The following is a 2,785-nucleotide window of genomic DNA, read 5'->3' as shown; positions in this document are numbered from 1 at the left end:
CTCCTAATTTTTCTGCTGCTAATTTCTCTGCTGCTGCTTTCTCTGCTGCTAGCTTCTCTGCCGCTGCTTTTTCTGCTGCTAACTTATCTGCCGCAGCTTTTTCTGCTGCTAACTTATCTGCCGCAGCTTTTTCTGCTGCTAACTTCTCTGCCGCAACTTTTTCTGCTGCTAACTTATCTGCCGCAACTTTTTCTGCTGCTAACTTTTCTGTAGCTGCTTTCTCTGCTGCTAACTTATCTGCCGCTGCTTTCTCTACTGCTAACTTATCTGTCGTAGCTTTTTCTACTGCTAGTTTTTCTGCCGCTGCTTTTTCTGTTTCAATAGCTTTTTCGTCCGCAATTTTAACAGCTTCATCTTTTTTATCACTAACATCAACGTTTTCTTCTTCAGTTAATTCATATGTAATCGCAGAATTATCATCAACTATCATAGTTGAGCTTGTATTTTCTGTTTCAGCTGATTCTTCAGATACAATACTTTCCATATTCGATCCAGCTAAAGCTTCTATAAATAAGTCTTCAATTTGATCCGTTGTTAGTTCTTCAAAAATTAATTCATCAATTTGTGATTCGCTTAATAAAAGTTTTAATTCATTAATTCTTTGCTCTCTTATGATTAATGATTCTTCTGTAAGAGCGACGATAGGTTGTTTATCTGTATCTACTTCTTCTGATACCCCATCTTTCTCCTCTACAATAACTTTTTCATTTTCTAATTTTTTAGTACTAGAATTTGCTAAATCATTTGCAGTGGCTGAAACTGAAAAAGAAGGGAATGCTAATAAACTAATTAGCAGAGTTGTACTTAAAACAGTAGTACCCTTTTTGTATGCAATATGTGATTGATTGAATTGGTCAACAATTCTTTTATTGGGAATAGAGTTTATTCTTTCTTTTCTAGTTTTTTCCAATATTATACCTCCTGATTCAGTAACAACCTTTAATGGTCATAAACACAAGTTTATTTAATAGTTAAAATGCTCACTACTTAAGTTATTATAACGTTCTATATGCTCATTTGATAGGTGTATTTTGTTTATGACGTCTATTTTAATAAAAGTCACATAACTGTAATAATAACGCATAGTTTATTTTTGAAAAAACACCTTCCAATAAAAGCTTAGTGATGAATCACTCAATTTGTTTAGCTTAAATTTCTATGGTAAAATAAATTATCAGTTCATCTTCGTTTTAGAAAAAATAACTTTAGAAAGTGTGAATCAATGTCTTCAAAATTTAACTATTCGAAACCCGCTTTTATCCTGAGTTTTTTATCTTTTCTTATTTTTTGTTTCTTAGCTTACGGTGTCCAAATCAATGCAAATTGGGTTAACTGGTTGGATCAAGTTATTGCTGAACCAATCATTGCAAGCTCTAATCAATATCTGACACCTTTTGTTATTTTCATTACAGATTTAGGTGGCGTTTTAATCATGTCTATTCTAGTATTATTATTTAGCTTTCTTATTCTCTGGTATACAAAAAATAAACGTATAGTAGTTTGGTACTTTTTTCAATTTGTTTTAGGAGCTGGTGTACTAAATTATTTGGCTAAATTACTTTTCCAAAGAGAACGTCCTACTATTGAACATTTAGTTGTACAAGGTGGTTTAAGTTTCCCTAGTGGACATTCAATGGGCTCTTTTATTTGTTACGGTGGGATAACTTTTTTATTCTTCTACTTGCATAAGAAAAAAAAATTGCCCCTATTTGTTTTTATATTTGCTACTCTTTTAATTTTATCGATTGGGTTTAGCAGGATTTATCTCGGAGTCCACTTTCCATCAGATGTTATTGGTGGTTATCTACTAGGTGCATCATGGTTAGCTTTAATGATTGGCTTGTTTCCATACTTTGTTAAATCTAGCTTTAATAAGAAAAAGGATGCCGTAGTATGATTGAAAATGCCTTAAGCTATAGTCATTCACTTTTGAAAAGAACCGTTATAAATGGCGATAATGTTATTGACGCAACTGTAGGAAATGGTGGAGATACCGTTTTATTAGCCAAATTAGTTGGTAAAACTGGGCATGTCTTTGGTTTTGATATTCAATCTCAAGCCATCAAGACAACTAAAGAAAAATTAGTGCTAACTAGTCTGTTAGAACAAGTAACCCTTTATAATGAAGGACACGAAAATCTTGATTTATTTATACCTAAAACTATCGAAATAGCTGCAGCGGTCTTTAACTTAGGGTACCTACCTAAGGGAGACAAACAAATTATAACTAAAGGCGAAACCACTATTCAAGCAGTTGAAACTATTCTTCCACGGTTAAGAAAAGGTGGTTTACTATTATTAACCGTTTATTCTGGACACCCTGGTGGAGAAATAGAAAAAGATGCTATCTTAAACTTTAGTAAACGACTCTCTCAAGATTTATATAGTGTTTTATATTATGGTTTTATAAACCAAAAAAATTCTCCACCTTTTCTAATTGTTATTGAAAAGAAATAAAAGAAGGCATTTAAAGTTAGTTTTTACTCTAACTTTAAATGCCTTTTTTCTTAATATATTTTTACTTTTTTATCAAACTGGTTAATAATCAGAGCGATAAAAACTGTTATAAAACCATAGAAGAATACATCATGAATCCCTACATATAATATCTCTCTTAGGATAGGCAATAAAGTAGGGTCTAAATTAATAGCTGTTAAAGGATTAATTAATTCATTCATCATTTCACTTTTAACCCCTGTTGACTCTTTTATAATCAATTGTTCCGCCATTCTTTTATTTAAAATAATACCATATAATGAAATCATAATCGTTTGTCCTAAAATTC

The 2,785-nt window shown here is 31.6% G+C and carries 3 protein-coding genes and 1 pseudogene; 3 read left to right on the top strand and 1 reads right to left on the bottom strand.

The window, feature by feature from the left end:
* The 3 genes from WBF61_RS02795 to WBF61_RS02785 form a co-directional block, all read left to right on the top strand.
* A partial coding sequence (locus WBF61_RS02795) for a pentapeptide repeat-containing protein (protein ID WP_424253706.1) occupies positions 1–527 on the top strand: 527 nt, incomplete at its 5' end.
* Between the two features lie 695 nt (positions 528–1,222).
* Positions 1,223–1,897: a phosphatase PAP2 family protein gene (locus WBF61_RS02790; RefSeq protein WP_424253705.1), complete on the top strand. Its 675-nt coding sequence runs from the start codon at positions 1,223–1,225 to the stop codon at positions 1,895–1,897.
* On the top strand, positions 1,894–2,457 hold the full coding sequence (locus tag WBF61_RS02785; RefSeq protein WP_424253704.1) for a class I SAM-dependent methyltransferase: 564 nt from the start codon (positions 1,894–1,896) through the stop codon (positions 2,455–2,457). The genes WBF61_RS02790 and WBF61_RS02785 overlap by 4 nt, the downstream gene beginning before the upstream one ends.
* Before the next feature lie 50 nt (positions 2,458–2,507).
* Here the strand turns inward: WBF61_RS02785 and WBF61_RS02780 are convergent.
* Positions 2,508–2,785 (bottom strand): annotated as a pseudogene (locus WBF61_RS02780) (MDR family MFS transporter); the annotation flags it as partial.

Origin of the sequence: Carnobacterium sp. (assembly GCF_049673005.1) — a bacterium.
Lineage (GTDB): Bacteria > Bacillota > Bacilli > Lactobacillales > Carnobacteriaceae > Carnobacterium_A.
Note: the sequence above shows the minus strand (reverse complement) of the source record. Positions and strands in the feature narration are given on the sequence as shown.